Origin of the sequence: Streptomyces lavendofoliae (assembly GCF_014649735.1) — a bacterium.
GTDB classification, from domain to species: domain Bacteria; phylum Actinomycetota; class Actinomycetes; order Streptomycetales; family Streptomycetaceae; genus Streptomyces; species Streptomyces lavendofoliae.
Map to the genome: position 1 here is coordinate 267,047 of NZ_BMTP01000004.1, position 23,236 is coordinate 290,282.

The 23,236-nt window shown below is 71.3% G+C and carries 21 protein-coding genes, 1 tRNA gene and 3 pseudogenes; 12 read left to right on the plus strand and 13 right to left on the minus strand.

Translation table 11 applies throughout. From position 1 onward, the window contains the following. Positions 1-13 precede the first annotated feature (13 nt). A complete protein-coding gene (locus tag IE109_RS09700) occupies positions 14-772 on the plus strand; it encodes an adhesin (RefSeq protein ID WP_229890827.1) in 759 nt (252 codons plus the stop codon). Between the two features lie 8 nt (positions 773-780). Here the strand turns inward: IE109_RS09700 and IE109_RS09705 are convergent, their stop codons facing one another. The 5 genes from IE109_RS09705 to IE109_RS09725 all read right to left on the minus strand — a co-directional run bounded on the left by IE109_RS09705 (position 781) and on the right by IE109_RS09725 (position 6,153). Further along, positions 781-1,869, minus strand: coding sequence for a hypothetical protein (locus IE109_RS09705; protein ID WP_189550376.1), 1,089 nt, complete (start codon positions 1,867-1,869; stop codon positions 781-783). Between the two features lie 10 nt (positions 1,870-1,879). Next, a complete protein-coding gene (locus tag IE109_RS09710) occupies positions 1,880-3,097 on the minus strand; it encodes an ABC transporter permease (RefSeq protein ID WP_189550377.1) in 1,218 nt (405 codons plus the stop codon). Continuing rightward, entirely contained in the window at positions 3,094-3,852 is a 759-nt protein-coding gene (locus IE109_RS09715; protein ID WP_229890830.1) for an ABC transporter ATP-binding protein, read from the minus strand. The genes IE109_RS09710 and IE109_RS09715 overlap by 4 nt, the downstream gene beginning before the upstream one ends. Beyond that, the gene (locus IE109_RS09720; protein ID WP_189550378.1) at positions 3,849-5,456 is read right to left on the minus strand and encodes a hypothetical protein; all 1,608 of its coding nucleotides are present in this window, start codon (positions 5,454-5,456) and stop codon (positions 3,849-3,851) included. The genes IE109_RS09715 and IE109_RS09720 overlap by 4 nt, the downstream gene beginning before the upstream one ends. A 199-nt stretch (positions 5,457-5,655) precedes the next feature. Beyond that, a complete protein-coding gene (locus IE109_RS09725; protein WP_229890832.1) occupies positions 5,656-6,153 on the minus strand; it encodes a hypothetical protein in 498 nt (165 codons plus the stop codon). Between the two features lie 662 nt (positions 6,154-6,815). Between IE109_RS09725 and IE109_RS09730 the strand changes: the two genes are divergently transcribed. Beyond that, the gene (locus tag IE109_RS09730; RefSeq protein ID WP_189550573.1) at positions 6,816-7,229 is read left to right on the plus strand and encodes a DUF4240 domain-containing protein; all 414 of its coding nucleotides are present in this window, start codon (positions 6,816-6,818) and stop codon (positions 7,227-7,229) included. A 6-nt stretch (positions 7,230-7,235) separates the two neighbouring features. Here the strand turns inward: IE109_RS09730 and IE109_RS09735 are convergent. Further along, positions 7,236-7,436: pseudogene (locus IE109_RS09735) on the minus strand (UTRA domain-containing protein); the annotation flags it as partial. 20 nt (positions 7,437-7,456) lie between these two features. On the opposite strand from IE109_RS09735, the gene IE109_RS09740 reads away from it, so the two are divergent. After that, complete coding sequence (locus tag IE109_RS09740; protein WP_189550379.1) at positions 7,457-7,603, plus strand: helix-turn-helix domain-containing protein; 147 nt, start codon at positions 7,457-7,459, stop codon at positions 7,601-7,603. Next, positions 7,603-8,766, plus strand: a pseudogene (locus tag IE109_RS09745) (tyrosine-type recombinase/integrase); the annotation flags it as partial. The gene IE109_RS09740 and the pseudogene IE109_RS09745, both read left to right, overlap by 1 nt. A 102-nt stretch (positions 8,767-8,868) precedes the next feature. On the opposite strand, the gene IE109_RS34005 reads toward IE109_RS09745, so the two are convergent. From IE109_RS34005 to IE109_RS34010, 5 genes are all read right to left on the minus strand, one after another. Then, positions 8,869-9,186, minus strand: a complete 318-nt coding sequence (locus IE109_RS34005; RefSeq protein WP_373297673.1) for a nucleotidyltransferase domain-containing protein — start codon at positions 9,184-9,186, stop codon at positions 8,869-8,871. Beyond that, on the minus strand, positions 9,134-9,820 hold the full coding sequence (locus tag IE109_RS09755; protein WP_189550381.1) for a hypothetical protein: 687 nt from the start codon (positions 9,818-9,820) through the stop codon (positions 9,134-9,136). The genes IE109_RS34005 and IE109_RS09755 overlap by 53 nt, the downstream gene beginning before the upstream one ends. Continuing rightward, entirely contained in the window at positions 9,817-10,524 is a 708-nt protein-coding gene (locus IE109_RS09760; protein WP_189550382.1) for an HNH endonuclease family protein, read from the minus strand. Before IE109_RS09760 ends, IE109_RS09755 begins: the two co-directional genes overlap by 4 nt. A gap of 523 nt (positions 10,525-11,047) precedes the next feature. After that, positions 11,048-11,123, minus strand: a tRNA-Arg gene (locus IE109_RS09765). After that, positions 11,114-11,770 (minus strand): flavin reductase family protein, encoded by a 657-nt coding sequence (locus IE109_RS34010; protein ID WP_189550574.1) that lies wholly within the window; start codon positions 11,768-11,770, stop codon positions 11,114-11,116. The genes IE109_RS09765 and IE109_RS34010 overlap by 10 nt, the downstream gene beginning before the upstream one ends. A gap of 27 nt (positions 11,771-11,797) precedes the next feature. Here IE109_RS34010 and IE109_RS09775 point away from each other — a divergent pair. Further along, a pseudogene (locus IE109_RS09775) lies at positions 11,798-12,036 on the plus strand (alpha-isopropylmalate synthase regulatory domain-containing protein); the annotation flags it as partial. 34 nt (positions 12,037-12,070) lie between these two features. On the opposite strand, the gene IE109_RS09780 reads toward IE109_RS09775, so the two are convergent. After that, complete coding sequence (locus IE109_RS09780) at positions 12,071-12,700, minus strand: TetR/AcrR family transcriptional regulator (protein ID WP_189550383.1); 630 nt, start codon at positions 12,698-12,700, stop codon at positions 12,071-12,073. A 158-nt stretch (positions 12,701-12,858) separates the two neighbouring features. Here IE109_RS09780 and IE109_RS09785 point away from each other — a divergent pair, with 158 nt between their 5' ends. The 5 genes from IE109_RS09785 to IE109_RS09805 all read left to right on the plus strand — a co-directional run bounded on the left by IE109_RS09785 (position 12,859) and on the right by IE109_RS09805 (position 19,042). Then, positions 12,859-13,815, plus strand: coding sequence for a DsbA family oxidoreductase (locus IE109_RS09785; RefSeq protein ID WP_189550384.1), 957 nt, complete (start codon positions 12,859-12,861; stop codon positions 13,813-13,815). Positions 13,816-14,198: 383 nt separating this feature from the next. Further along, on the plus strand, positions 14,199-14,855 hold the full coding sequence (locus IE109_RS09790) for a ScbR family autoregulator-binding transcription factor (RefSeq protein WP_189550385.1): 657 nt from the start codon (positions 14,199-14,201) through the stop codon (positions 14,853-14,855). Next, the gene (locus tag IE109_RS09795; RefSeq protein WP_308431345.1) at positions 14,852-15,739 is read left to right on the plus strand and encodes an NAD(P)H-binding protein; all 888 of its coding nucleotides are present in this window, start codon (positions 14,852-14,854) and stop codon (positions 15,737-15,739) included. Before IE109_RS09790 ends, IE109_RS09795 begins: the two co-directional genes overlap by 4 nt. Before the next feature lie 826 nt (positions 15,740-16,565). Next, the gene (locus IE109_RS09800) at positions 16,566-17,186 is read left to right on the plus strand and encodes a ScbR family autoregulator-binding transcription factor (protein WP_189550386.1); all 621 of its coding nucleotides are present in this window, start codon (positions 16,566-16,568) and stop codon (positions 17,184-17,186) included. A gap of 149 nt (positions 17,187-17,335) precedes the next feature. Then, on the plus strand, positions 17,336-19,042 hold the full coding sequence (locus tag IE109_RS09805; protein ID WP_373297674.1) for a class I adenylate-forming enzyme family protein: 1,707 nt from the start codon (positions 17,336-17,338) through the stop codon (positions 19,040-19,042). A 194-nt stretch (positions 19,043-19,236) separates the two neighbouring features. On the opposite strand, the gene IE109_RS09810 is transcribed toward IE109_RS09805, so the two are convergent. Continuing rightward, positions 19,237-20,517 carry a M6 family metalloprotease domain-containing protein gene (locus tag IE109_RS09810; RefSeq protein WP_189550387.1) on the minus strand — a complete coding sequence of 427 codons (1,281 nt, stop codon included), beginning with the start codon at positions 20,515-20,517 and terminating at the stop codon, positions 19,237-19,239. Between the two features lie 246 nt (positions 20,518-20,763). Here IE109_RS09810 and IE109_RS09815 point away from each other — a divergent pair, with 246 nt between their 5' ends. Further along, the gene (locus IE109_RS09815) at positions 20,764-21,435 is read left to right on the plus strand and encodes a TetR/AcrR family transcriptional regulator (protein ID WP_189550388.1); all 672 of its coding nucleotides are present in this window, start codon (positions 20,764-20,766) and stop codon (positions 21,433-21,435) included. A gap of 93 nt (positions 21,436-21,528) precedes the next feature. Continuing rightward, a complete protein-coding gene (locus IE109_RS09820) occupies positions 21,529-23,079 on the plus strand; it encodes an MFS transporter (protein WP_189550389.1) in 1,551 nt (516 codons plus the stop codon). Positions 23,080-23,236: the final 157 nt, after the last annotated feature.

Consider the following 23,236-nt stretch of genomic DNA (forward strand, 5'->3'; position numbering starts at 1 on the left):
ATAGTGGTCCGGCATGGCGAGCGTACGCACTGTGTCCGCAGCGGGGTCCGTCGTGGCCGCGGGCTGCCTGATCGCTGCCGTGGCCCTGCTGGGCGGCGACGTCCTGCCGGACCCGGACCGGAACCGGGGCCCGGACCGGGGCGGGGACCGGGAGGGCGGCGGCCGGCTGCCGGAGCGGAGCCTGCCGTCCCGAATCGCCCCGCCCCGTGCCACCCCGCCCCGTGCCATCCCGTCGGGCAGCGCTCCGCCGGGCCCGCCGGTGTACGCGGTGTGGGCCGGCCCGGGATGCGCGACCGGCACCACCTACCGGGAGGGCGGCCGCGTCGAGAACGGTGACGCCGCCTGGTACACGGTGGCGTCCGGCGGCTTCCGGGACGGCGGCTGCGACGGCCGGTTCACCGCCCTGCCCATGTCCGGCAGCCCCGACAGGGACGGCACGGGCACGGCGACGTGGACCTGGCCGGTCGGCGACGCCTACACCCGGTGCGCCCTCGCGGTGTTCGTCCCGAAGGGCCCGCGCGACACCGACGTCGCCGGCGACCCCACGGTCTACCGGGTCCTCGCCGACGCGGACGACCCCACGTCCACGTACGCGGCCTTCGGCGTCCTCCAGACCGCCCACCGCGGGACCCTGGTCCAGGTCGGCACCTACCCGGTCAGGTCCTCCACCTTCACGGTCCGCCTCACCGACCGCGGGCGCGACTGGGGTGCCCGCTCCCGGCTGGGCGCCCACCACGCCGCGTCCCAACTCCGCCTCACCTGCCGGGAGTGAGCGGAGGGTCAGGAGTCCAGCAGGGTTCCCGGCAGGTCGAACCGCTTGGTCTCGCCGGTGGTGAGGTTCACCCGGGTCACCGACTCCTCGGCGTACACGAGCCAGCCGGCGGAGGTGGGGGTGATGGCCGAGGACGCGGCGAGGTCCTCGACCCGGGCGCGGCGCAGTTCCTTCCCGCCGGCCGCGTCGAGCTCCACCAGCTCGGTGTCGTTGCCCGCCGCCGCCGCGACCACGATCGACGTGTCCGTCGCCGCCACGGCATCGACCCTGCCGCCGTCCACCGTCACCACCGTGGCGGAGGTGGTGCGGTCGAGGGAGACCTTGATGCCGCCGGACTTCGCCGATGCCGGGGAACCGACGATGACGGGGTGGCCGGAGGGGCAGGCGAGGTCCTTGACGTCCAAGCCGCTCGGCACGGGCACCGGGGTGACCTTGCCGCCGGCCAGGTCCGCGACGGAGACGCGGGTGCCGGCGCGGGAGCCGTCCTCCGTCGAGCTGCCCAGGCAGACCGTGTCCGAGGCCCGGTCGGAGGCCGCGAAGTCGACGGTGCCGGGGACGGTCAGCTCGCGCTCGGTCGTCCACCGGGCGGGGTCCCGGACCAGCACGCTGGAGCGGGCGGCACCGTCGGCCGACTTGCCGTCGGGCAACCCGGCGACCTCGGCGACCAGCGTCTTGCCGGGCAGGATCCGGCGCAGCCGTCCGTCGCCGCTCATCCCGTCCAGGGTGTGGTCCTCGACGTCGAGCTCGTAGCGCCGGTCGGGCTTGCCGCCCTTGCGGGGGACGGTCACCACCCAGCGCCCGCCGGCGAGTTCCACCAGCTGCGGACTGACCGCGTCGTCGTCGTCGGCCTGCTGGGGCACGACGGCCAGGCTTTCCGCCCGAGGCTTGTCCGGGTTGATCCCGACGACCGTCACCAGTCCGTCGACGTTGGCGAGTGCGAACGTACGGGAGCCCTTCCAATCGGTGCCCAGGTCCACCCCTCCCGGCCCGGAACAGGCCGCCGTCACCGCGAGGGCGCTCAGGAGGAGGGTCGCGCGGACCGGGCCGGCCGGCCGGGTGCGGTGCGCGTTGTGCTTGCTTGTCGTGAGGTACGGCATGGGGGGTGGTTCACCAGTCCTTCATCGCATCGGTGGGGGACATGCTCGCCGCTCTGCGAGCCGGTGCCAGCGAACCCATCGCCACCACCAGCACGGTCAGGCCGAGGAGCAGAAGCAGGGTGCCCGGGGACGGCAGCAGCACCCAGCCCCTGACGTACGGCGCCAGGTCCGCGTTGCCCCGGAGCAGCGCGGCGGCACCACCGCCGAGCGCCGCGCCGAGCACGGTGCCGATCAGCGCGGCCAGGGCACCGACCAGCGCCATCTCGGTGACCAGCATCGTCAGCACCGACCTGGTGCGGAAACCCACCGCCTTGAGGACACCGATCTCCTGGGCCCGCTGCCGCGACAGCGCTCCCGTCACGGTGACCGCTCCGACGAACGCGAGCACGCCGAGGACGCCGAGCAGCACCTGGCCGACCACCCTGATCATCTCCAGCACCGCCGGGAGGGCGTCGAGCTGCTGCTGGAGGGTGATCGCCGGGTAGCCCAGGTCCTGCACCGACTTCATGACGGCCGGCACGTCCGCCGCCGACCTCGCGACGACGGTCAGCTGGTCGTAGCCGATGGTGGAGAGGTAGCTGCCCTTCGGTTCCCCGGACCGCTCCGCCGCCCACGTGATCACGGTGGCGTCGGCGGCGTACGCGGCGTCCGGGTTGTCCAGCTGCCAGGTCGGATCGTAGACCCCGACGAGGCGGGCGTGACCGCTGACGCCGGTTCCCTCGCCCTGGCGGACGTAGCGGGTGGTCTCTATGTCGATCTCCTGGCCCACGAGCGAGGTCAGGTCCACGCCCTGGGAGGCGGCCGGGGCCACGATCTCGCCGGGGCGCAGCGGGAACAGGTTCTTCCGTACGGACTTGGTGACCGGCGGGGTCAGCGCCGGCCGGTGGGTCGTCGCGTACAGGAGAACGGTGTCGCCCGCCTCGGTGAGCACACCGAACGAGACCTGGGCCCGGTGCTGCACCGACTCCACGTGCGGCAACTTGGCGAGCCGGGCGGCCGTGCCCTGCGTCAGCTGCGGTGTTCCGGGGCGTCCGTCGGGCCTGTCGACGGTGATGCTGCGGTTGGCGCTGCTCTCCTTGACGTCCGCGTCGGCCGCGCCCTGGGCCCGGTCGGCGATGCCCAGCGCGCCGAGGCAGACCGCGGCGGCCACCGAGACCAGCGCCACCAGGCCGAACAGCCGGCGGCGAAGGGCGCGGACGTTGGTCAGGGCCAGACTGAAGACGTTCATTCCGCGCTCCCCGTCTCCGTGCGCTCGGCGGCGGCCGTATCCGTCCGCACGCCCTCGGCCGGGGTCGTGAACGCCCCCTTGTCCAGGCGGTGCACGACATCCGCCGCAGCGGACACCGCCGGGTTGTGCGTCACGAGGAGTACGGCCCGGCCCTCGTCGGCCAGCTCCCGGAAGAGGCCGAGGAGCATCTCCTCGCTCTCCGTGTCGAGGTTGCCGGTCGGCTCGTCGGCCAGCACCACGGGAGGGTCGTTGACCAGCGCCCGCGCCAGAGCCACCCGCTGCTGCTCGCCGCCCGACAGCTCACCGGGCAGATGGTCGGCACGCTCGGCGAGCCCGACCCGCGCCAGCAGGGCGCGTGCCCGCGCCTCGCTCTCGTGCCGGCGGCCCAGCGACGGCAGGACGACGTTGCGCAGCGCCGTGTGCTGCGGCAGCAGGTTGTACGACTGGAAGACGAACCCGAGCCTGCTTCGGCGCAGATCGGCCAGCGCCCCGTCCGGCAGGCCCGTGGTGTCGACGGCCGGCGCGCCGTCGGCGCCCCCGATGAACACCCGACCGCCGTCGGGCGGGGTCAGCAGCCCCAGGATGTGCAGGAGGGTGGTCTTCCCGGAACCCGAGTGGCCGACCAGGGCGGTGACCTCGCCCCCTCTCACGGCGAGGTCGACGCCACGAAGCACGTCGACCCTTCTCCCGCGCAGGGTGTAGGACTTGCCCACGCCCTCGGCCCGCAACAACGTACTCACCGAAATGTCGCTCACTTTCCGTTCCTCGGGCTTCCGCTCGGCAACCACTGCATGGCGCCGTCCAGTTGCCGGTCCAGGGACCACACGCCCCAGGTGGTCTTCAGGTCGCAGGCGGAGTCGCCTCCGCCGACCTGGTACAGGTCGGGCAGCCCCGGGCACCCCCGGTACCGCGTGACGCCGCGCCCGAGGGCTTCGCTCAGCGCCGCGTCCAGTCCGCCGCCGCGGAGCACGTAGGCCCGTACGACGAGGGTGTAGTCGTAGACGGAGGTGAACCGGCCCGGATCCAGGGCCCACCGCCGCAAGGCGTCCGCGGTGATCCAGGACGGGACGGCGTCGGGGCGGCGGTTGTCGGCGAACCCCACGGCGACCGTGGCCGCGGCGACCACCCGCTCCGGGGTGTCCAGGGCCCAGGTGCCGACGTCCGGATCGGGGACCGGGGCGCCGGCGTCGGCGCAGTTGAGGGTGGTGCGCTGCCATTGGGTGGCGTTGTGCTCGGTCACGGTGGCCGGCAGCACCCGGGGGTCCGTGCACAGCCGCCGCGCCCGTTCGCTCGTGCCGCCGCCCGCGGTGACCCTGCGCAGGGCCGCCCGGTTCAGCTGCTCGGCGCCCTGCTCGCTGATGTCGCCGGACTTCTCCTCGCGGTCCAGTGCCGCCAGGAGACCGGGGTCCTTCCGTGACCAGCCGGCCGCTGCCCGCAGCCGCTGTACGAAGAGGGAGGCGTCCGGGTTGCCGATGTAGGCGTCGGGGTCACGGACCGTCCCGTCGTCGAGCCGGTCACCGTCGAGCCTCTTCAGGACCGGCGCGAACACGGACGCCGGCGAACCGGCCGCCTTCAGCACGTGGACCACTTGGTACAGCTGCTCGTGGGAGAGCGTCGCCGCGCCGTCCCGGAGCACCGCCTCCCAGACCCGGCGGTTCACGGCGGGCCGCTTCCCCGCCGCCTCCTGGATCAGTACGTGGCTGTACGTGTCGGCAAGCCGGGTCGCCCTCTCGTCGGCCGTGAGGGCCGCGAAGTCGTCCGTGCGCGGTGCCGCGATCCGGGTGAGAGCGCCTGGGACGGGTTCCCCCAGCAGCTGGAGGGAGCGGGCCAGGGCACAGCTCTGGTCGAGCGCACGGGGCTTCCCGGCCAGTGCGCGCAGCCATGTGACGGTGGCGGCCCGGTCGGCCGCCGGGAGGTCGTCCAGACGACCGAGTGCGTCGAGTACGCCGAGGGCGGCCCAGGTGGCGCCGAGGCGCGCCGCGTCGCCGTCGTCGCCGAGGGCGGAGTCCACGTACCAGCCGCCCTTGTTCCGGGAGCCGTTGACGGCCACCGCGTCGTCGTTGCCGAGCGCTTCGTCGGCACCGGCCCGGCGCAGAGGGACCAGCCACTCGCGGCCCCAGAGCGAGGACGTCTGCAGCGCTTGCCGGCGCAGCGACCTCGCCTGGTCCGGGGCAAGGCTCGTCTTCGGGGCGCGGCCCAGTTCTGAGAGCGTTCGCAGAGCGAAGGACTGCGCTTGTGCGCCGGCCGGCTGCTCACGCAGGAACGGGTGGTAGTAGTAGCCGTTCTGTTCACTGACAAGGAGGTCGAATTCCCGGCCGGGGGCGGAATCGCGCGCCCCGGACCCGCCGGAATTCGTCATGCATGACGTCATGAGGGCGGCACATGTGACCGCCCCGACAAGCCCGGACGCCAGCCTTCTGCCGCGCGTCGCCGCATCGAATTTCATTCCCACGCCCCCGTGCGTTTTTCCCAGCCCGCGAAAAAGTGCCACACCGCCGGGCCCTGGCGGTGTGACACCCCTACTCGCTCATACCGCGCATCCGTTCAGCGGAAGCGGATCAGGCGGCGCCCGCGTAGGCGCACTTCTCGCTGATGTTGATCGAGTTGGTCACCTTGGCCGAACCACAGCTCTTGGTCGACACGTAGGTGGTGGCACCGCCAGGACGCATCTGGCCGTGGGTGTCGGAGATGTTGGCGTTGGTGTTCTTCCAGCGCACCTCGCCCATGGACCGGCTCTTCATCGTGAGCGTGGCCTCGGGGTTCTTGGAGATGGTGATGGAGACACTGACGCCGTGGGCCCGCAGCTCGGCGCGGTTCTGGATCCACTTCGCCTTGCGCGGGTTCGTCCCCGACATCTTCGTGGACGCCTTCCAGTCACAGGCGGTCACGTAGAAGCCGCAGTGCCAGGCGTTGACCGAGATCTTGTTGCCGCCAGGAATGCCCACCGAAGTGGACGACGAAGTGGCGTGGGCCGGCGACGCCGTCAGCACGAGGGCCCCGGCCGCGAATGCGGCGGCGGCCCCGGACATCAGGCGCATACGTATGCCCTTGTTCATTCGATTGTCTCCCCGTGAGATACCGAGAACGGTTTCCGGATGAAACCGTAAACGCGCGGCGCCATTGAATCCCCAGGCGCAGCACGCGTTCCTTATTCGTACATGACATTGATCTTGGGGGGCAAACCGCCAGGTCGCCGACAGGGATGGGGTACATCACGACGGAAACACGGAACCGGACCCCGTGAAATAACGTCACGGTCCCGGTCGGCCTGGCGCCTTTCCCGGAAAGAGGTAATCAAGTGCCTTGCGCGTCACGCCCGTTGAAGCGAAAAGGGCGCACCCCGGCACCGCGCGCGGCACGCCCGCGCGCCGGCGCGCCGAGGACGGCATGCCCGTCCCGTCCCGGAGCCGGGGCCTGAGCACGGCGGCGATGGGGCGGCAGCCCCCCCCGGGCCTGCGACCCGGGTGCTCCACAGGCGCGGCGAGACCGGAGGCCCCGCCGTCCACTCGGACGACGGGGCCTCTGACCTGCGTTTCTCTGTGCCCCCGGCAGGATTCGAACCTGCGACACCCGCTCTAGGAGTTCGGTTGTGGGGTCCTGGCCGGGGGAGGGGCGCTGCCGACGGTTGCTGCGGCTAGCCGGGTGCGACCGCCCCCGTTCGCCGTCGTTGATGTCAGCCGTGGATGTCAGACCGGCCTGACATCCTGCGCCCGTGAGAATGACATGGGCCGACTTCTGGGCGCTGATTGCCACCCTGAACGGCGAAGCGACTGAAGAGAGCTGCCAGCGCCTCGCCGAGGAGCTGAGCCGCCGCCCCGTCTCCGACATCGTCGGCTTCGCGGAACGGCATGCCGAGGCGCTCTACCGCCTGGATCAGGAGAAGTTCGGCACTCTGCCGGTGGTCGACCTGACGGCCCGGTTCGGTAGCCCGTTCCCGCAGTCGTCCGACGTGTTCCTGTACGCGCGTTGCGCTGTGGTGGCCGCGGGGCAGGCCGTGTGGGAGAGCGTCTTCTTCGACGCCGACAAGTTCGCGCCGTACACCTCAAGCGAGTGTGAGGAGTGGGACCGCTCCACCCGGTACTGCTCCGAAAGCTACTCCGACCGGGACGGTTGGCCAGACCTGCGGGACTGAGTCGAGCTACCGCTTGATCGGGATCTCGTAGACGATCTCGCAGTGGGCGGCGGGCACGATGATGTCGGCAGTCTCGACGGGACGGCCCTCGTCGCTGTAGTACGTCCGCCGAATGTGCGTGACGAGTGCGGCCTTCTGGATCCCGAGGAGTGACGCCTCTTCGGCGGAGGCCTGCCGCGGTTCGGGCTGCTCGACGGCATGGCTGACTGCTGACCGTGCCCTAGGCCATGGCCCGGCTCAAGCTCGGACGCTCCACCGTCTACGACCTCATCCGCTCGCGCCGCCTCACCTCGATCACCGTCGGCCGCGCCCGCCGCGTCCCCGTCGACGCCGTGCGGGACTTCATCACCCACGAGATCGGAGAGGCCGCCTGATGCCCGCCAAGCGCAAGCGCAACCCGAACGGCGCTGGCACCATCACCCAGCGCAAGGACGGACGCTTCCAGGCCGCCGTCTACGTCCTCCAGCCCGACGGCACCCGCGCCCGCAAGTTCGCGTACGGCAAGACCTGGGCCGAGTGCGACGCCAAGCGCCGCGAGCTCCTCGACAAGGCCGACAACGGCATCCCCGTGCCGACCCGCTCGGCGAAGCTCTCCGAGTGGCTCCCGTACTGGCTGGACAACGTCGTCCAGCCGCGCCGCAAGCTCAGCACGTACGACAAGTACGAGACGCACGTTCGTCTCCACCTCGTCCCGGGGATCGGCTCCAAGCGGCTGGAGTCCCTGAGCGTCGCCGACGTCCGGCGTTTCCTCGTCCAGCTGGAGAAGAAGACCACCGCCGCCACCGCCAAGGAGTCCCACCGCGTCCTGCGGACCGCCCTCACCGCTGCCTGCCGCGAGGAGCTGATCACGCGCAACGTGGCCACCCTCGTCGAGCCGCCCCGGTCGAAGGCACGGGAGCTGAGTCCCTGGTCCCTGGACGAGACGCTCGATTTCCTCGCCGCCGCCCGCCGGGACCGGCTGTACGCGGCCTTCGTCCTCGCCATCGCCATGGGGCTGCGCCGGGGCGAGCTGATCGGCCTCCGCTGGGCCGATGTGGACCTGGACCGTCGCGTCCTCTGCGTTCGCCAGCAGATCCAGCAGATCCAGCAGATCCAGCGGCGCCGGGGCGTCCTGTAAGACGACGATCCCAAGGGGCGCCGCCGGCGTGCCGTACCGCTGCCCGCCATGTGCATCGCACTCCTCCGCTGGCATCGGATGCGGCAGAACGATCAGCGGGCCAAGGCGGGGGAGAAGTGGAAGGGGAGCGACTACGTCTTCACGACGCGCACGGGCAGCCCGGTCGAGCCGCGGAACGTGTACCGCTCCTTCACCCGCGTCGCCGCCTCCGCCGGGCTCCGCGTCATCCGGCTCCACGACGCTCGGCACGGGTGCGCGACCCTGCTCACCGCCGCCGGCGTCGCGCCCCGCGTGGTCATGGAGATCCTTGGGCACAGCCAGATCAGCATCATGATGGACGTCTACACGCACGTCGTCCAGGACACGCAGCGTGAGGCAATCAGTCACATGGACCGGCTTCTCAAGAGGCGGCCTGGCCGCTCTGACTGTCGAAATGAAAGCCAAAGGGCACCTCCTGAGCCAGGAGGTGCCCTTTGGCATCCGTGCCGCCTGGGAAGGAGCCGAAGTATGGCGCCCGCTAGGCTAATTGGAGTCAGGAAACGGCCAGAGAAGTGACGCTCCCACTGAACTCAAGAAATCGAATTCTTCCTGTTCGGACTGACTAAGGGCGATCACTTCAACGGGCGGCGAAAAGTTCAGCGTCCTGTATCTTTCGGCCACGCGGTGGGCCAACTTTAGTGACCCTTCTGGGTAGATGATGGCGATGTCAGTATCCTGCGGATTAGAGACCCCTCTGATTGTCGACCCGAACAGGTAGATTTTGAAATCAGGGCTCTCTTTAAGGAGTCTATCGGCGACGGTCCTCAGGTCCCGAATACTTGATGAATGCATCGCCGTCATAGTTTAGTGCCCCCATTAGCTCGCCAATTTTGAAGAGCGCTACCCCTGCATCCTTTGCGTGTCGCAGTGCGGATCCGGTTGGCCTGCCGTTAGGGTTTGAGTTCAGCACGACGTCAGCCCCCGGGTGTCGCTTGAGGGCTCGCACGAGTGCTTCTTCCGTGAACTCGTACTCGTACTCAATGGCTACCAGCTTGTCGGAAGCTCCGCCAAACCGAATGATCTTCATGCTGGCCTCGCAGCGCATTTCGAGGCGTTCTACGCGGTTGTGCTGCTCCAGTCGATCTTTTGCGTACCCTACATTCTTGTCGATATGCCCCCGAGGATCTTCCCAGCCGAGAGAAGAGTACAACTCCTTCACGGTCTGCACGTCGGATTCGAGGTCTCCGGCTCTTTCCCGAGCCTCCCAGCTGTAGTGGGAATCCTTAGGGATGAGGCAGATGACTGCCGCTTTTTCCGCCTCAAGGATTGTTTTGACGTGATCGATATCGAGCCAATCGATCGATACGGGAGCTACGACGATCGAGGGGCTATGTTTGCGTTCTAGCAGTACACAGCCGGATTGAAGCTCCGATGCGGAGGTCACGGCCGAGTGGTCGGAGATTGTGCGAATGAACCAACTAGTTGAGTACTTCACGCTGAATCTCCTTTGAAGATGTTTTCCACTTCTGAAGGAAACCTTGATGCAGGTCCTTCCAGGGTTCTATCTCGATGCTTTCGCTCAAGGTCGTCGGTATGTTGCCTGAGGAGCTCGATCGCCTCCAGGTCGTCGGTGGACGCAAATTCGCTGTTTGCATCTACCAGAGCTAGGATTAGTCGATTGTTTGGGATGATTTCGGTCCGAACGCGCCGTGACCAGGTTTGGGCTATTTCTGTAGATTCCGTAGACCCGTCTTCCGGACTCGGTCCGTACCGTTGGAAAATAATTCGATTCCGGATCAGGATGCGCTGTACTGCCTTCCGGGCTTCGGTGGCATCGGAGAATTTTTGCGCCCCTCCAATGTTTGCCACGAGCTGCTTGCGTGCCTGTTTGGCGTCCAGCAGGTCCTGCGCTGGATATTCTTCTGGGGCTTTATCTACCATGGTGTGGCAGGTCGGGCAGAGGAGTGCAATATTTTCAGGAGCTGCCCGTTCTGAATCGGCGAGCGAGGGGTCAGCCCTGGGGCCATCATCACTATGGGCGATGATGTGGGCCCGTTCTGCGATGGGAATAGACCTCTTTCTTCTTGGGTCCTTGGGGAACAGGCTCGTGGAGCAGAGAAGACAGGTGCCCGCGCTCTCTGAAAATAGTTCTCGATCTTGATCGTCGCTAAGTTTCGGTCTGCCTGATGTGCAAGCCATCAATTCCCTCCCCTTTGTCCAAGTTGGCGCCCATGCTTATGGAGCGTCATTTGTCATTATTAGCAGATGTTCCGTGGTGGCGGAGAGGGTTCGGTCATAACGTGACCCCTACCAGGGGGAGCGGTTAACTGTGTAGCTGGGCATCGCTCGTACACCGGGCCGTCGGGCGACCGGCCGCTAAGGCAGACTCGTGCTTGGTGCAGACGGCTATGAGTCGCTCGCAAACCTTGTGGGGGATGCGCATGCAACGTGGGTGAGGCCGTGACCGGCAGCCTGCTCTGTTCCCGCTGGCGTCACCGTCTCAGTCGAGCCTCGCGTTCCCCAAGTGCCGTGACGCACTGACGCGCGCCACAGTTGCGGCGGCCATCCTTGATGACGACTACCGTTCCACGCCGCATCGTCCGTGACGTGCAGTGCGAGGATCGCACGGGGGAGCTGCTCAAGGTCGCTCTTGGTGCTCTGCTGTTGATGTCAGGGGTAGATGTCAAAGCCCCGGACCATGATCGGTCCGGGGCCTTTGTGCTGGTGCCCCCGGCAGGATTCGAACCTGCGACACCCGCTTTAGGAGAGCGGTGCTCTATCCCCTGAGCTACGGAGGCGTGCGGCGCCGTGAGCGGCACCGGCGCCAGTGTACCGGGTGGCGTGCTCGGTGCACGGAGGGATATGGCCGACCGGGGATCTTGTGCCGGACTGCCGGACTGCCGGACTGCCGGACTGCCTGGGTGCGGGGTGGCGAGGGGCGGGGGACCGGCCGGGTGGTCCGGGTGCCGGGGGATCCCGTCCACCGCCGTGTGCACCTGCGCGGGGTCGGTGACATCCCGGTGGAGCCCCAGCACCCCTCGGCCGGTGAAGAGGACGTGGTCCCCACCGGGATGCTCGTGCTCGACCTCGCAGTCGGCGGACAAACGGCGCCGTCGACCAGCGCGTTGCCGGTGTGCCCGGTACGGGGCGCGGGCAGCTCCTGGGCGGCGGTGCCGCGGGGTCGGCCGTGGGAGGCGAACCGGCCGGACAACTCCTCCTGCCCGCTTCCCAGCACGTTGACGGTGAACGCCTGGTTCTGCTCCATGTGGCGGCCCGGTCGTCTGGCGGCCCCGATGCTGAGCAGGAGCAGGAGCAGGAGCAGGAGCAGGAGCAGGAGCAGGAGCAGGAGCGGGACGAGTGAGACGGATGTGACTGAGCTGACGGTCAGGATCTCGCTCTCGTCACCGGAGCCCGGGGTGATGACCGTGACTCCGGTGGGAAGCAGGCCCGTCGCCGCCCGGTAGTGAGGGCGGGCGAGGTGACGCCCGGGGCGATCTGGTCGGTCTTCAGGGACGAGTACCTGCCCAACCGGGACAACCCGTGGGCCGTATCCGGCTGCGTTCGGGTCAGAACACGATCGACAAGGACGGCACGGACGCGCTGACCGTCGAGGCGGTCGTCGACGGTGCCGAGACGGTGCTGACCGGGTCCGGCAACGGCCCGATCCCGGCGTTCTTCGCCGCGCTCCAGGCCACCGGCGTCGATGGGCGTCGATGAAGGCGTTCGTCTCGGCCGTCAACCGTTTCTACGACGGCATGCCGGGTGTGGTCCACTTCGACGCACCACGCATCAGCGCCCACACTTCCTTGGCGGCCTGATCGGCGGTGGGCCGTTCCGGGGTGGACACCCACTGGGTGAAGACCCCGACGAAGGCGCCGGCCAGGTAGTGGGCGCGCAGCCGGGCGAGCGCCTGCGCGGTCGGCGCCGCCGCGTCCGTGTCCTTCTCCCCGTGGAGCTGGGCCTCGACCTCCTGGGCCAACAGACCGCGAAGTTCGTTGATGAAGCGTGCCGCACCGCTCGGCCCGAGCATCCGCCGGTACAGCGTGGCGTTCGCCTCGACGTGGCGGAACAGCTCTACGAGCTCCGCGGGGGTGCGGCCGGCGGGGCGGGTGAGGGGGCAGCGTGCCGCCGCGTGGGCGAGCCGGCCGATCTCTTCCTCCATGGCGTCCAGCAGCAGCGCGTCACGGTCCTTGTAGTGCTGGTAGACCGTGGCACGGTTCACCGTGGCGCGCTCCGCGATGTCCGCGATCGTCAGCGTCTCCACGTCGCGTTCCGCGGCGAGTTCGAGCGCCGCGGAGCGCAGGAGGGCCCGGGTGCGACGGACCCGGGGGTCCACGCGCCGGCCGGCTTCGACAGTGGGGGTCTTCTTCGGCATGCGGCCAGCATACGTATTCCGCGACACCCGATGTGTAGCCGACGGTAGTCGCGGAACGCTCGGACAGGCCGGCTGCGGCCAGGTGATGAGACGTCTCACCCCCGCCGGTTCACCGTCGGCTGTTGTGAAAGCAACGCCTGTCGTATAACTTGCGGGGCATGCGAATCGAAATCTGGGCAGACGTGGTCTGCGCCTGGGCCTACATCGGTAAGCGCCGCCTGGAGCGGGCCCTTGAGGGGCGTGACGGCGTGGAGGTGGTCTGGCGCCCCTTCCGTATCGACCCGACGGCTCCCGCGCGGGCCATTCCCCTCGCCGAGGCGCTGCGGGACCCGCTCATGGACGAGGCGGTGCGCGCCTGCGCCCCGGACCTGACCCCGGCGGAGAACCGGGTCCGGATCTCCGCGGTCGCCGCTGCGGAGGGGCTGGGCCCCCGTTGGGGTGCTGGCTGGCGCGCCAACAGCCATGACGCTCACCGGCTCGTCGCCCTGGCCTACGACCACGGCGGCGCCACCCTTCAGGACGAGGTGGTGGAGCGCGTCCTGCACGCCTGCTTCGTCGAGGCCCTCGACATCAGTGACCGCGCCGTCCTCGCCGGGATCGCGACCGAGGCGGGCTTCTCGCAAGGTGCCGGGCTCCTCGCGACCGACGCCGGTGAGGTACGCGTCCGCGAGCTGCTCCTCGAAGGCAAGGCGCGCGGCGTCAAGACCTCACCGTCCCTGGTCGTGGGCGCCCGGGCGCTCGCCGGCGCCCAGGCGCCGGAGGTGATCCGGGACTTCCTGGACGGCTGCCACGGCGCCGCCGAGGTGCCCGCCGAGGTCGCCCGGATGCGCTGGGCGGAGGCGCTGCTGGACCTGCGCGACCCCTTGGGGGCGCTGACGATGCTCCGCCCGCTCCTGGAGGAGTTCGCCGGCGACCGCGGGGTGCGCACCGTCGCCGCACGCGCCTACTTCGCCTCGGCGCAGCTCAAGCGGGCCGAGGCGGAACTCGCGGCGCTGGTCGAGGCGTACCCGGACGACGCGTACGCCCGGCTGCTCTACGGCCGCACCCTGCAACGACAGGGCCGGACCGAGCAGGCCGAGCCGCACCTGCGGCTCGCGGTGGCCGAGAAGGTCTGAGCCGCGGGCCGGTTGCCACGTGGGTACCGGCCCCGCGACAAGCACGGTCACACGGGGGCGGACAGAGCCGGCGAGGGGCGAACGATCAGGCGGGAGGGGGCGTCGAGGACGCGTACCGCTCTCACCACCGCCGCCGCGGAGAGGTTCGCCGAGGGCGGTCGCGTGCCGGGAAGCGGGAGGGGCGCGGGGGCCGGTCCGCCGTGATGGCGAAGGTGTCGTCCGGGGTCGGCTCGTGGCGTGACGGGAACACCTGGTCCGGGTCGTCCTCGTGGGCGAGGCCCCGCGGAACCGAGGCAAGTGGTGTTCTGCGTAGGCTGCTCGCCTGCGAGGGGCAGTAATATAGCGAGCGTTCTTTTTAATGCCGACGGGTCAAGGGTGGACGCATGGGGCAGCCGAAGCAGGAACGGGCGGTGCAGACCCGTTTGGCGCTCATGCGAGCCGCCGCCGAGGTCTTCGACGAGTGCGGGTACACGGGCGCCGGGATCAACAAGATCCTCAAGCGGGCGGGGCTGACCGCGGGTGCGCTGTACTTCCACTTCGGGTCGAAGGAGGGCCTCGCGAAGGCCGTCATGAACGCCCAGCAGGACACCATCGAGCCGCTGCTCGACTCCCGGGGACTCCAGCGTCTGGTGGACATCACGCTGGTGTGGTCCCACCAGTTGGCTGCCGACCCGCTGCTGCGCGCCGGTGTGGAGCTGTCGCTGGGACACGAGAAGTTCGTGGACGAGGCGCCGTTCGAGGGCTGGCGCGAGCTGATGACCGGATACCTGCGCGAGGCGCGGGACCTGGGTGAGCTGCGCGAGGGCGTGGACCCCGAGGTCGTCGCCCGGTTCGTGGTGGGGGCGTGCACCGGCGTACAGCTGTACGCGCGGCAGGTGGACGGCCGCGCCGGCCTCCCGCGGCGCGTCACGGAGATGTGGGACTGCCTGCTGCCCGGCATCGCCGCGCCCGGTACCGCGCACACCTTCGACACCGGCGTCGCGCGCGGCAAGCGGCTCAGCCGCCGGACGGGGACGACGGGGACGGGGGCGGGGGAGTGACGGCGGACGGACGCAACCGGCCGGTGGTCGCCGTCACCGGAGCCACCGGGACCGTCGGCCGGCTCGTCGCACACGGGCTCGCCGCCGACGGGAGTGCGGAGGTACGGCTCCTCGTGCGCGACCCGGGCAAGGCGGTACGGGAAGGGCTGCCGGGTCACGCCGTCGCGGTGGACTTCGGCGAACCCGGGCCGCTCCGGGAGGCGTTGCGCGGCGCGGAGGCCGTGCTCCTCGTGACCGGCGACCCCCTGCGGCCCGAGCACGACGAGAACGCCCTCGCCGCCGCCCGCGCCGCCGGGGTGCGCCGCGTGGTCAAGCTGTCCGCCCTCGCGGTGCTCGACGCCGGAGCCCAGGACCCCCTCACGCGCTGGCAGCGCGACAACGAGGAACGGCTGCGCGCCTCGGGGCTCGACTGGACGCTGCTCCGGCCGAGGGCCTTCATGTCGAACGCCCTCGGCTGGGCCGCCTCCGTACGTCAGGAGGGTGTCGTCCGGGGGCTGTACGGCTCGGCGCGCAACGCCTGCGTCGACCCGCGCGACGTCGCCGACGCGGCGGTACGGGCGTTGCTCGACCCCGCGTGCGCCGGGCGGACCTACGCCCTGACCGGGCCCGAACCGCTGTCCGCCCGGGAGCAGACCGAGGTGCTCGGCCACGTGCTGGGCCGGAAGCTGGAGTTCGTCGAGCTGACGGAGGACCAGGCGGTGGAGCGCTGGCGCACCCGGTGGCCCGAACACATGGTGCGGGTCCTGCTCGAAGGGGCCCGGCGGCAGCGGGACGGCGCCAAGGCGGCGGTCGCCGACGGCGTACGCGAGGCCACCGGGCGGCCCCCGCGCGGCTTCGCCGACTGGGCGCGGGCGCACGCGGAGGCGTTCGGCCCCGCCGTGTGACGGCGGCGCCCGAGGGCGGACCCCGGACCGCGTTCCGCCCGCGCGGGGCGGGCGCGGTCGACTGCCGTCCGGGTGAGCGGAGGTGCCCCCCGTGGGCGCCGGGGCGGGCGGGGGCGGTGGTGATGTCGTCACGCCGGCGGGGGCGGTGGGCCCGGCGGGTGTGTGCCCCCAGGGTGCCGGGGTCGGTGACGGTGCCGGCCGGGTTGCTGGGGTCGGCGGGGGAGCAGGGGCGGGAGGGGCGGCCGGAATCGCCAAGCGGGCGGAGCCCCCGGCGGGTTGCCGGGGGCACTCGGGGCGCCGGGGCGGGGCGGAGCGGGGTGACGGGACTGCCGTTGCAGCCGCGCTCGGCGGGGTCGATGGGGCGCCCGGTGTCCCCGACGGGGTTCCTGGGGGCGACGTGGTCGTCGGGGTTGCCGGAGGCAACGGGGCGGGCGGGGCTGCCGGTTGTGGGATGGGCGCCCGTCCGCGTGACCGCCCCGGTCGTGTGAGGGGCGCCACTCCGCGCGGGTGAGGGGCGCCCTCGCCGGGGCGTGCGCGCGGCGGCGGGGGCGACGGGCGGCGGGCCGCCGCGGTCCCGCTGCCTCGGGAAAACGGCTCGTATCGGTTCGCGCGCCCTCCGGCGCCCTCCGGCGGGTCGGCGCCACGGTCACTTCGGGAAGTGGCGAAGGTCTTAACAGAACCGCGTAGATGGTTTGTTTAACTGGCCCCCAGGGTGGCAAACTGGCCTTCGGGGGTGGGTCGGCGGCCGAGTTGGCGCTGAATCTCGTCCCCGTTGTCATACCAAGAGGTTGGTTTTCACTGTCGTCCCGGCGAGAGGGGTGGGGCTGTGGCGAAGCAGGAGAGGGCCGAGCGGACCCGTGCGAATCTGATCCGGGCGGCCGCCGCCGTGTTCGACGAGGTCGGCTACGAGCGCGCGACCCTCGCGGTGATCAGTGACCACGCCCAGGTCACCAAGGGCGCCCTGTCGTTCCACTTCGCGGCCAAGTCCGATCTGGCCCGCGCCGTGCAGGCCGAGGCGTGCGCCACGTCGGGCGCGGCGCTGAAGGTGTGCGCCGAGCGTTCGGGGCCGGCCTTCCAGGCGGTGGTCGACATGACGTACACGCTCGTGGGGCTGCTGGAGAGCGATGTGGTCACCCGCGCCGGGGTGCGGCTGGCCCGCGAGCTGGAGACGCCGGAGGACCCGGCCCTGCACTGCCACGTCAACTGGCTCGGCAGCCTGTTCCAGGCCCTGCGCCGGGCCGAGGCGGACGGGACCGCGCTGCCCGGTGCCGACGCCCGCTCCGCCGCCGCGCTGGTCATGTCGGTCATCGTCGGCGCCGAGACGATGGCCCGCACGCGTGCCGACCGGGCCTTCGGCGAGGCCCGGCCCGCCCCGCGCGAGACTGCGCAGGAGTGGCTGGGGCGCATGTGGCACGTCGTACGGCCGGTGCTGGCGCCCGCCGCCTGACGCCGGCCGCCCGAGGCGCGCGACATCGCGGTCGCGGACGGGCGGGATGGGGCCGAATATAGGTGGCTGGTACACGGACCTTGACGGGGCGCGGTCGGGCGCATAGCGTCGCACGGGAGCACTGAGCGAGCGCTTAGGAAGAGGCGATCGTGCCGCACACCGATCCGTCCCCGCACCACCCGGCGTCCCCGACGACCCCGTCAGCGACCCCGCCGTCCACGGACGCGGTACTCACCGCGCCCGGCGCGCCCTTCGCCGTCGTGACGGCCGGGGACGGGCGGCCCGTGTACGCCGCCGGACCGCGCACCCTCCGGGAGTTCGCCGAGGTCACCTGGGCGTTCGGCGAGCAGCCGTTCCTCGTCGCGGAGGACCGGACGTACACGTACGGGGAGTTCTTCGCCGCCGCCTGCGTCCTCGCCCGCCGCTTCACCGACGTGTACGGGCTGCGCCCCGGCGACCGGGCCGTCGTCGCCATGCGCAACCACCCCGAGTGGCAGGTCGCGTTCTGGGCCGCCCAGCTCGCGGGGCTGGTGGCCGTCCCCCTCAACGCCTGGTGGACCGGGGACGAGTTCACCTACGCCCTCGACGACTGCCGCCCGCGCGTCCTGCTCGTCGACGGCGAGCGGGTGGAGCGCGTACGGGCCTGGGCGGCCCGCGAGCGGGTGGCCGTCCTGACGTTCCACGGGGACGCCGGGCAGGGTTTCGAGCGGTACGAGGACCTGCCCGCCCCCGATCCCGCGCTCGGCCCGCCGGACGTGGAGGTCCGGCCCGAGGACGACGCGACCATCATCTACACGTCCGGCACCACGGGGCGTCCCAAGGGCGCGGTCGCCACGCACCTCGCGCAGGCCGGCGCCGCGATGAACCCCCGCTTCCACGCCGCCGTCGCCGCGCTGGAGCGGGGGGAGGTCCCGGGCACGGGCCCGGCGCCCGTGTCGCTGACCACGTTCCCGTTCTTCCACGTCGCCGCCTTCACGTCGTTCTACTCGGTGATGGCGGCGGGCGGCACGCTCGTGCTGATGCGCAAATGGGACGCCGCGAAGGCCCTGGAGCTGATCCACCGGCACGGCGTCACCCACTACGCCGGGGTGCCGACCACCGCGCTCCAGCTGCTGGACGCGGCGGGCGACGGGGGCCTCGGACCGCTGACGCACCTCAACACCGGTGGCGCCGCCGCACCGCCCGGCCTCGTCGCCCGCTGTCCGCGGGGCGTCGAGCCGCGCAACGGCTACGGCCTCACCGAGACCAGTGGCGGCGTGCTGGCCCACTTCGGCGCCTCGTACCGGCGCTTCCCCGGCAGCGTCGGACGGCCCACCCCGGTCACCGAGGTGCGGATCGCCGCCCCCGACGGGCGGGCGCTGCCCGACGGCGAGGTGGGCGAGCTGTGGCTGCGCGGGCAGTCCCTGGTGCGGGGGTACTGGGGGGACCCGGAGGCGACCGCCGCCGCGTTCACCCCGGACGGCTGGTTCCGCACCGGTGACCTCGCCACCGTGCGCGAGGGCCGGGTCAGCGTCGTCGACCGGCTGAAGGACATGGTGATCCGGGGCGGCGAGAACGTGTACTGCGTGGAGGTCGAGGCGGTGCTGTACGACCACCCCGACGTGACCGACGCGGCCGTGCTCGGCGTCCCCCACCCCGAACTCGGGGAGGAGGTCGCCGCCGTGGTGCGGCTGCGGCGGGGCGCCACGGCGGACGCCGAGGACCTGCGGGCGCACGTGGCGCGGAGTCTGGCGGCGTTCAAGGTGCCGGCGCACGTCCTCGTCCAGGACGCGCCGCTGCCCAGGAACGCCACGGGCAAGGTGCTCAAGCGGGATCTCCGCCAGGACGTGGCGGCCCGGGTCCGGGCGCGCGGCTGAGCGTGGGCCGGTGGGGCCGGCCGGGCGGCCGGCCCGGGGGATGCGTGCTGCGGGTGCTGGGTCCGGCACCGGGTTCCCGGCGCCGGACCGTGTTCCCGGCTCGGACCGTGTTCCCGGCGCCGGACCGTGTTCCCGGCTCGGGACCGTGTTCCCGGCTCGGGACCGTGTTCCCGGCGCCGGACCGGGTCCCGGGGTCAGTCGCGAGTGACGCGGACGCGGTACGTGCCGGTGTCGGGGTCCTCGGACAGGACGGTGATCCGTACCCCGCTCTCGCGGTCGGTGAAGGACTCGCCGGGGCGGTACGGGGCGTCCGACAGTTCGGCGTGCACGTTCGGGCGGCGCGTGCAGCCGCCGCTGTCGCGGTCGCTGTCGACCACGGTGACCGGGCCCTGCCCGGTGTCCACGTCCGACTGCACGTGGTAGATCAGCACCCCGGGCTCGCACACCGCCTCGTCGTTGCCGTCGCGGGTGCGCACCTCCACCGCGTACCCGGACTCCGGCGTGAGCGGTACGAAGGCGAGCTTCGGCCCGCCCTTCCGGGCCAGTGAGGTGAGCGTGTAGTCGCGGGAGCCGGAGGCCGAGGCGCAGCGCACCTGGCTGTTGTCGAGCCAGCCCAGCTTCCACTTGTGCCAGCCCAGCAGGTCGTTGTTGGCCCCCCAGTCCTCGGACATGATGTCCCAGTGCCCCACCGCGCCGCCGCCCTCGGCGGTGTACAGGTCAGGGAGCCCGAAGACGTGGCCGTTCTCGTGCGGCAGGACCCGGAAACCGGTCTCGTGGTACGAGCCCGAGCCGTCGTCCTGGCGGCTGTAGACGAACGAGGTGTTGGCGAGCGGCGCCCCGTCGGCGTGCGGGGCCTCGCCGTTGCCGGAGAAGGTGACGGACAGGACGGTGTCCAGGGCCGAGGGGCCGGCGTTCGGGGTGACGAGGATGTTGACCAGGTCGTAGTCGCCGAAGTCGACCTTCGGGTCGGCGGCCGTCACGATGTCCTGGACGAGCTGCCGGTAGCCGGGTTCGTACGGTGAGCCGCGCCCGATCCCGTACGCGTCGAACGGCATCGGCATCCGCAGCCAGTCGCGCAGCGGTGTCTCCGGCCGGTAGCGCAGCCGGCCGTACGAGCTGATGCGGAACCAGTCGGTGGTCTGCGGGAAGAACTCGGAGAACCGGCTCATCGCCGGGCCCTCGCCAGGGGCGTCGGGGAAGTCGACCATCAGGGTCAGGGCCCGGACCTCGCCGGTGGAGCGGGCGTAGTCCGGGCCCGTGGGTATGCCTTCCGACAGCTGGATCCCCACGGCCGTCGTGATCCGGCACGGCGCGAGCCCCGGCTCGTCCGCGGCACGGGCCGCCACGGGGCCGGCCGACGCGCGGGTCGGGTCCGGGAGGGTGGAGCTCGCCGTGGCCAGGCCCGCCATGGCCAGGGTGGTGGCGGCCGCCCCCAGGGCGACCGGTCTGCGTATCCGCCGGCGCGTCTGCTGCATGCGTGCTGATCGCCTTCGGTCGGCGGCAGCCGGCCGGGTCCGGGCTGCTCTCCGTCCGATCAGCCTCTGCCGGGCCCGAGGGGGGCGCCCGCCGGGTGCGGCCGAACGTGGGTTACCCGCCGGAAAGTGAGTGGTGTACGTCACATCGTGAGCGGGATTAACCGGGGACGGTCTCCCCGTTTAACCCGGTGTCGCTGACAAACGGGGAAACCGTCCCCGGTTGGGCGCGAGGAGAGGGAGCCGACCGTGACGAGCGCGAGCCCCAGCACCAGCGGCACCACCGGCGCCGCCCCGCGCCCCGCGCCCCGCCCCCGGGCGGACGCCCTGCGCAACCGGGAGCGGATCGTGACGGCCGCCCGGGAGATGTTCGTGGAGTTCGGCCCCGACGTGCCGTTCGACGAGGTCGCCCGCCGGGCCGGGATCGGCAACGCCACGCTCTACCGGCACTTCCCCGACCGTGACGCCCTCGTCCACGAGGTCGTCCTGTCGGTCATGTCCCGCACCACCGAACGGGCCCTGGAGGCGGCCGCCGAGGAGGGCGACGCCTTCCAGGCGCTGCGCCGTTTCACCCACGCCGCCGCCGACGAGCGGATCGGCGCCCTGTGCCCTATGCTCTCCGGCGCCTTCGACCGGGAGCACCCCGAGCTGCTCGCCGAACGCGGGCGCCTGGAGGAGGCCGTACAGACCCTCTTCGACCGGGCGCAGGCCGAGGGCCGACTGCGCACCGACGTCGCCGTCGGGGACCTGCTGGTCGGGCTCTCCCAGCTGACCCGGCCGCTGCCCGGCTCGGCGTGCCCGAACTTCGACCGCTTCGTACACCGCCATCTGCAGCTGTTCCTGGACGGCCTGGAGACGCCCGCGCGCTCCGAGCTGCCCGGGGAGGCCGCGACCCTGGAGGACCTGCGGCGCGAGCTCTGAGCCCGCCGGTCCGTTCCGGACTTCTCGCCCCTGCCCCTGCCCTCACCTCTTCGTCCGTTTTCCGCCGTTCCGAGTCCCTAGGTGGCTGCTCCCATGCCGAAAACCGCTTCAGGCCCTCTCTCCGCCGACCTCGCCCCTGATCCCAGCCGCTGGAGAGCGCTGATCTTCATAGCCCTGGCCCAGCTCATGGTCGTGCTCGACGCGACCATCGTGAACATCGCGCTGCCCTCCGCCCAGCTGGACCTGGGCATCTCCGACGGCAACCGCCAGTGGGTCATCACCGCCTACGCCCTCGCCTTCGGCGGCCTGTTGCTGTTCGGCGGACGCATCGCCGACCTGTGGGGCCGCAAGCGCACCTTCGTCGTCGGCCTGCTGGGCTTCGCCGCCGCCTCCGCGCTGGGTGGCGCGGCCACCGGGGAGGCCATGCTGCTCGGCTCACGCGCCCTCCAGGGTGCCTTCGGCGCGCTGCTCGCGCCCGCCGCGCTGTCCCTGCTGGCGGTGATGTTCACCGACGCCAAGGAGCGCGCCAAGGCCTTCGGCATCTACGGTGCGATCGCCGGTGGCGGTGGCGCCGTGGGCCTGATCCTCGGCGGTGTCCTGACCGAGTACCTCGACTGGCGCTGGACGTTCTTCGTCAACATCCCCTTCGCCGTCGTCGCCGCCGCGGGCGCCTACTTCGTGATCCGTGAGCCGGCCGGCGGACGCAACCGCTCGCCGCTCGACATCCCCGGCGTCGTCCTGTCCACCCTGGGCCTGGTCTCCCTGGTGTACGGCTTCACCCGCGCCGAGTCGCACGGCTGGTCCGACGCGAGCACCGTCGGCCTGTTCGCCGCCTCCGTCGTGCTGCTCGCCGCGTTCCTCGCGGTCGAGGCGAGGGTGAAGTCGCCGCTGCTGCCCCTGCGCGTGATCACCGAGCGGAACCGGGGCGGTGTCTACCTCTCCCTGGGGCTCGCCATCATCGCGATGTTCGGCCTGTTCCTCTTCCTCACCTACTACCTCCAGGTCGTCAAGGGCTTCTCGCCGGTCAAGACCGGCTTCGCCTTCCTGCCGATGATCGCCGGCATGATCACGGGCTCGACGCAGATCGGCGCCCGCCTGATGACCCGCGTCGCGCCCCGCCTGCTGATGGGCCCCGGCTTCCTGACCGCCGCCACCGGCATGCTGCTGCTGACGCAGCTGGAGGTCGGCTCGTCGTACGCCGGGCTCATCCTGCCCGCGCAGCTCCTGCTGGGTCTCGGCATGGGCACCGCCTTCATGCCGGCCATGTCCCTGTCGACGCACGGGGTCGAGGCCCGCGACGCCGGCGTGGCCTCCGCGATGGTCAACACCTCGCAGCAGGTCGGGGGCGCCATCGGTACGGCGCTGCTCAACACCATCGCCGCGTCGGCGACCACCGCGTACATCACCGACCACGCGGCCGCCGCGACGTCCCCGCAGGCGCAGCGGCTGCTCCAGCTGCAGGGCATGGTGGAGGGCTACTCCGCCGCCATCTGGTGGGCGGTCGGCATCCTGGTCGTGTCCGCCGCGATCGCGGTGACGTTCATCAACACCGGCCGCCCGGGCGCCGGTTCGGAGCCGGTCGCGGGCGGCGGCGAGGGTGGCCTCGCCGAGGACGCGGTGCGGATCCCGGTCGTCGCGCACTGACGCCAGGGACGGATCGGCGTACGCGACGGGGTGCCGGGGTGCGGCACCACCGACGGACGGACGGACGGACGTGACGGCTTGACGACGTGACGGAAAGGGGTGTTCTCCGCCACCGCGAGTGGCGGGGAGCGCCCCTTTCCGTACCCCAATTTCCGCT